The sequence below is a fragment of the Amycolatopsis pithecellobii genome (genome assembly GCF_009707865.1).
In the GTDB taxonomy this organism is placed as follows: domain Bacteria; phylum Actinomycetota; class Actinomycetes; order Mycobacteriales; family Pseudonocardiaceae; genus Amycolatopsis_E; species Amycolatopsis_E pithecellobii.
The window spans coordinates 1-5051 of record NZ_WMBA01000124.1 but is presented as its reverse complement, the minus strand read 5'-3'; the positions used below and the strand labels follow the sequence as shown (position 1 = coordinate 5051).

General features: G+C 68.9%; 8 protein-coding genes. 1 reads left to right on the top strand and 7 read right to left on the bottom strand.

Going from position 1 to position 5051, the window contains the following annotated elements; all coding sequences use genetic code 11:
• A partial coding sequence (locus GKO32_RS37560; protein WP_154761669.1) for a Zn-binding domain-containing protein occupies nucleotides 1-491 on the top strand: 491 nt, incomplete at its 5' end.
• On the opposite strand, the gene GKO32_RS37555 is transcribed toward GKO32_RS37560, so the two are convergent.
• From GKO32_RS37555 to GKO32_RS37525, 7 genes are all read right to left on the bottom strand, one after another.
• Nucleotides 461-1075, bottom strand: coding sequence for a bifunctional DNA primase/polymerase (locus GKO32_RS37555; RefSeq protein ID WP_154761668.1), 615 nt, complete (start codon nucleotides 1073-1075; stop codon nucleotides 461-463). The genes GKO32_RS37560 and GKO32_RS37555 overlap by 31 nt on opposite strands.
• 255 nt (nucleotides 1076-1330) lie before the next feature.
• Complete coding sequence (locus GKO32_RS37550) at nucleotides 1331-1765, bottom strand: Rv3654c family TadE-like protein (protein ID WP_154761667.1); 435 nt, start codon at nucleotides 1763-1765, stop codon at nucleotides 1331-1333.
• Nucleotides 1752-2117, bottom strand: a complete 366-nt coding sequence (locus tag GKO32_RS37545) for a TadE family type IV pilus minor pilin (RefSeq protein ID WP_154761666.1) — start codon at nucleotides 2115-2117, stop codon at nucleotides 1752-1754. The genes GKO32_RS37550 and GKO32_RS37545 overlap by 14 nt, the downstream gene beginning before the upstream one ends.
• The gene (locus GKO32_RS37540; RefSeq protein ID WP_154761665.1) at nucleotides 2117-2344 is read right to left on the bottom strand and encodes a DUF4244 domain-containing protein; all 228 of its coding nucleotides are present in this window, start codon (nucleotides 2342-2344) and stop codon (nucleotides 2117-2119) included. The genes GKO32_RS37545 and GKO32_RS37540 overlap by 1 nt, the downstream gene beginning before the upstream one ends.
• Nucleotides 2345-2376: 32 nt before the next feature.
• Entirely contained in the window at nucleotides 2377-2961 is a 585-nt protein-coding gene (locus GKO32_RS37535) for a type II secretion system F family protein (RefSeq protein ID WP_246245353.1), read from the bottom strand.
• Entirely contained in the window at nucleotides 2958-3725 is a 768-nt protein-coding gene (locus GKO32_RS37530; RefSeq protein ID WP_154761664.1) for a type II secretion system F family protein, read from the bottom strand. Before GKO32_RS37530 ends, GKO32_RS37535 begins: the two co-directional genes overlap by 4 nt.
• A 70-nt stretch (nucleotides 3726-3795) precedes the next feature.
• A complete protein-coding gene (locus tag GKO32_RS37525; RefSeq protein WP_154761663.1) occupies nucleotides 3796-4965 on the bottom strand; it encodes a TadA family conjugal transfer-associated ATPase in 1170 nt (389 codons plus the stop codon).
• Nucleotides 4966-5051 lie beyond the last annotated feature (86 nt).

Here is a 5051-nt window from a genome sequence, read left to right as displayed (position 1 = left end):
GGTCGGGGATCGGGGCGCGCCCGGTCACCGGCGAGTCTGGTGGCAGGGCACCGGGGGGCGCTGGGCTTGTGCCCGCGCGCATCCCCGGCGCCCTGCATGCCGCCGAGCACGCGGCGATCGGCCTGCTACCGCTGTTCGCTACGTGCGACCGCTGGGACATCGGCGGGGTGTCGACCGCTTTGCACGCTGACACCGGGGAGGCGACGGTGTTCGTGCACGATGGCCATCCCGGAGGTGCGGGATTCGCCGATCGCGGTTTTGCCGCTTTGGTCCCTTGGCTGGCCGCTACGCGGGAGGCCATCGTCTCCTGCGAGTGCCCGGCGGGATGCCCGTCCTGTGTGCAGTCACCGAAGTGCGGGAACGGCAACGATCCACTGGACAAGGCGGGGGCGGTGGCCGTACTCGATACCGTGCTCGGGGCGGTGAGTCATCACGGCCGGCACGACCACGTTGCTGTTCCTCAGGCCGCGACGGACGCCGCGACCAGCTGACGCCGGCTCTCGCTCTGGTCGAGAGCGCGGATGAGAACGGTGTGCACCGCATCGGCTTCCGGCAGACGCCAGCCCCACACGTCGGGCCGCACTCGCCAGTGCACGACGCCGTGCTGGAACGTGGTGGGTGGCAACGGAACCCAGCTGCCCGCGCCGTGCCAGCGGATTTTGTCGCTGCCGGCAAGCGGCTCGGGCAGGGTGTCAGCCACGGTGGTCAGGAACAGCCAGCGGCCATCGGGAGTCGCCACGATCGGTGCGGGGTGCCCGGTGGCGCGCAGCAGCCGCGCGGCGCGCTGGCCCAGTTCGACATCGACCTCGACGGCATCGACAACCTTGCCGGTAGCGACCAGCAGACTGTAGGGCTTGCTCCACCACCCGGCGACCTCGTCGGGGTGTGCGCCGAGCTGGTCGGCCCAGTCGTGGCGCACCGGGACCGGCCAAGACCAGGCCTGGTCGCCGGACTCCGCGGCCGGTGAGGTACCGGGCAGCACCGGCCAACCATGGCAGGCAAGCCCGATGGCCTCGGCACGCAGCTCGATGTGGAACGAGCCACGCCAGCTATCCGACCAATCCGTGTCCAACATCTGTAAGCAACTCCTCGTTCTTCCCACCGCCGCTGGTGGCTTGTGATCCCAATAAAGGGCAATTTGCAGAGTGCCGGTAGTGGGCGGTCGACAACCGGCCGTTACAGGACGACGAGCGAGCTTCGTGTCACCGGCTGCACTGAACGCCCTTTGTCGATCACCGGTCGCCGGAGGACGGGGGCGGCGCGTGTCGCCCGATCGTGCTGATTCATCTCTCTTTTCCTTTACTCACAAGGGTTTTCGTTAGTAGAAGCGTCAACCAGCGCTGGGTTGAGCGGACCGCTCGGCGCGTGAGGGCGACCGTCCGTCCTCCGTCGCGGCGCCGCCGTTCTGCCCGGCGGCCGCCGTTCGTCGTGTTACCGGTCCGGCTCGCGCGTGCGCTGACGCCGTCCCGAGACCGCTCGGCGCTTCAGCCTCCACCTCGACCAGCGCGTCCCATTCCTCGAAGCGGCAGCTGACCAGCCGGGCCGCCATCTGCTTCACCACCGACCGGGCTTGCGCGCACGCTGCGCTTGTTCCTTCCTGGGCCCGGCCGGCGGCTGCGAGCGCCGCGAGATCTGCCGCATCCGTCGCCCGGTGTCGCGTCACGACGGCCGATCCGAGCGAGAACAGCAACCCCGCGACCGCCAGGACCGCGGCAATGGCACCGGCAGTCCAGACGGTCGCTGAACCCCGATCACCCTGGAGCATCGGGAACTCCAGGCTCGAGCAGGGAAAACGCGTGCCCGTGCAAGTGCACGCCAGGCAGCAGCCCACCGATCGGTTCGGCCGTCACATCTACGGTGACGGCGTTGCCGTCAACCTCTGCCCGTAACCGCGCGCCAGGCGCGATCTGAGCGACCGCCTGCTCGGCAAGCGGACGGTCGCCACGGGCGACGAGTCGGGCGGCTTCCCGTGCCGCGTCGGCGCACCGGAGCTGCCCGGCCATCGCGGCTATCCCGGCGAGGACCAGACCAAGTACGAGTGTCAGCGCACTCAGTGCTATCGCCGCCTCGACGGTGACGGCCCCGCGGTCGGCCTCAGCCCTCGCCGGTATGGACATCAGAGATTCACCGACAAGGCGTGCTCGATGAGCGAGGTCAGCCCGGCGGTGATGGAGTCGCCGGTGACGATGCTGTAGAGCACTGCCGCAAAGGCGGCGGCCGCGACCGTGCCGATCGCATATTCCGCCGTGCTCATCCCGTCGTCAGCGGTGAGTACTGGCCGGCGCCAGCGATGCCACCATCGGGTCTTGGGCCGGGCGTGCCGACCAGTTGTCTGCCAGAACATCGTGTTTCCTTTCGTCGAGTCCTTTGTGGACGTCAGAAGACACTGAGCCGGGTGGCGAGGCCGATCACGACCGGCACGACGCCCAGGCACAGGAAAGCGGGCAGGAAGCAGAGGGCCAAGGGTCCGCCGATGAGCACGGCGGCCCGTTGCGCGCGGGCCTCCGCCTTGTCCGCGAGCGAAATCCTCAGCTGCCCGGCCAAGTCTTCGGCGACCGCCGCGAGCGCACTTCCGGACCGTGCGGTGCGTTGCGCGGCCCTGGCGAGCTCGGCCGTGCCCGGCCCTGCCCGCGCCGGCGCCCAGGCTTCCGCAGGACCAGCGCCGAGCCTGAGCAGCCCGGCGGTCGCCCTGAGTGATTCCGCTTCGGGCCCGGTTTGACCTTCGGTGACAGCGGAAATCGTGGTGGGCACCGGAAGCCCCGCGCGCAGGCAGGCGGCGAACAAATCCCACGTGGCAGCGAGACCGGGTTCATCGGCCTTTGGCCTCGGCTGCCGGAACGAAGGGAAGCCGGACCATCTTCTGGTTGGCTGGAACAGCCTGGTGAGCCGAAGGTGGACCACAGTCTGTCCGGGCAGAATGAACAAGGCCAACCCAGCGAGCGCGGCGCTCATGGCGGTCATCGGATCGCCTCTGGTTTGGTGAGGCGAGACGTCCAGGCGACGCCGGCGAGAACGAACGCGCACCCGAGCATGAGCAGGGTGTGGCCTGCCGCAGTGCCGGACAGTATGTGCAGGGGCTTGGCACCAACCGCTTCACCGAGCAGAACCCCGACCGCGGGCAGCGACGCGAGCACCACGGCACTGGCTCGTGGTCCCGCCATGCTCGCGTCCGCACGGGCGAGATGCCGGCTGCTGCCGACGATGTCGCGGCGAACCGCGTCGAGGAGGTCCGCCAGCGGGAGGCCGTGCCTGCGGCTGAGATTCCATGCCGTCGTCAGCTGTCCCCGCGGACCGGTGAGCTTCGGCGGCTCCACACCGAATCGAGCTGAACTCGCCAGCGCGTTCATCACCACGGCGACATCGCGCGGTGCGTCAGCGGCAGCCGCCTCCGCGGCCGCTGCCGAGGATGCGCCACCCCGGAGCTCAGCCACTGTCGTGCCGAGGGCTTCCGCCATGGCTTGTGCCGCGATCAACTGTGATTTGGTTCGCTTGCGCGAGCGACGCTGGATCCAGACGGCCAGGAGCAGCAACACTGCTGCTGTTGCGCTGGCAGTGCCGAGCAGGGCGACCACCGGTAGCGCGAACAGGACCAGCAGCCAGCGCGAATCAGGCGACCACGGCGGACGACGCGCCCGCGGCGAAACGGTCGCAAGACGAGTAGTTGCCGTTTTGCCTGCTGGCCAGATCAGGAGGGCGGCCGCGGTAGCGAGCAATGCGAGTGTCATGGCCTGCTCGCTTCCCAGTTCCAGCAGGAGAAGTCACGGTTGCCGAGACTTGCTGGTGCGCCGTAAGGAATCAGCATTGGAAGTCCACCCCTTTCGATTCCAGCAGTGCGGTGAGCAAGAGGCGTCGCCTCGTCCAGGAGCCATTGGTCCAAACCGGGACCACACGAACGTCGCCTACCTCAGTTCGAGTCAGTGCGGCCAGCTCGGCGAAGTGGCGGGTGCCATCGGCGCGGCGGCGCATGTGGAGCACGACCTGGACCGCAGCCGCGAGTTGGCTGTGCAGAGCGGCACGGGACAGACCGCCGAGAGCGGCTAGCGCTTCCAGCCGCGCCGGGACCTCTGTGGGAGAGTTCGCGTGCAGCGTGCAGGCGCCGCCGTCGTGACCGGTGTTCAACGCGTTCAGCAACTGGCAAACCTCGCCTCCACGCACCTCTCCGACCACTAAGCGATCGGGGCGCATACGTAGCGCTTGGCGGACGAGATCTCGCAGGGTGACCTGGCCGGCACCTTCGACGTTCGGTGGGCGCGTGACGAGTCGTACGAACTGCGGATGCGCCGGTTGCAGTTCACCGGCGTCCTCGACACAGACAATGCGCTCCGCCGGGTCCACAGCGCCAAGCATCGCCGCAAGCAGGGTGCTCTTGCCTGCGCCGGTGCCTCCAGTGACGAGGAAGGCCAGCTTCGCCGCGACTATTGCGCGGATCAGCCGGGCACCTTCATCGTCGAACGTGCCGAGTTCGCGCAGGGCGTCAAGGCTGTGTACCGCCGGGCGCAGGACACGGAGGGAAATGCATGTGCCGTCGGCCGCGACCGGGGACAGGACTGCATGAAGTCGCACTCGCCCGTGCGCGCCTGCCCCGGGAAGCCAACCGTCCACATAGGGCTGTGCATCGTCGATGCGCCGGCCCGCAGCGAGGGCCAGTCGCTGCGCGAGCCTGCGGACGGATTCATCATCGGTGAAGCGAACCTCGGTGCGGCGTAAGCCTTCCGGACCGTCGATCCACACATGGTCCGGACCAGTGACGAGGACGTCAGTGGTGCCAGGATCGGCCAGAAGGGTCTCCAGCGGGCCCACGCCGGTGAACTCGTGACCTAGCATGCGCAGCGCCTCCAGCACCTCGACATGCCCGACGGGGCCACCGGCCTCAGCCCGCACGGCTTCGGCGATCGCCACTGGATCGGCGGGGGAACCGTGGCCCGCCAGGCGAAGCCGGACTCGTTCGAGTAGGTCCGAGTTCATGTTGCGCCCCCGTCGGGTTGGGACGGCGTGCCGCGACAGGTGGAGTCACTGGCGGCGGGAAGCGTGCGCGGGGGCGGGCAGGATGC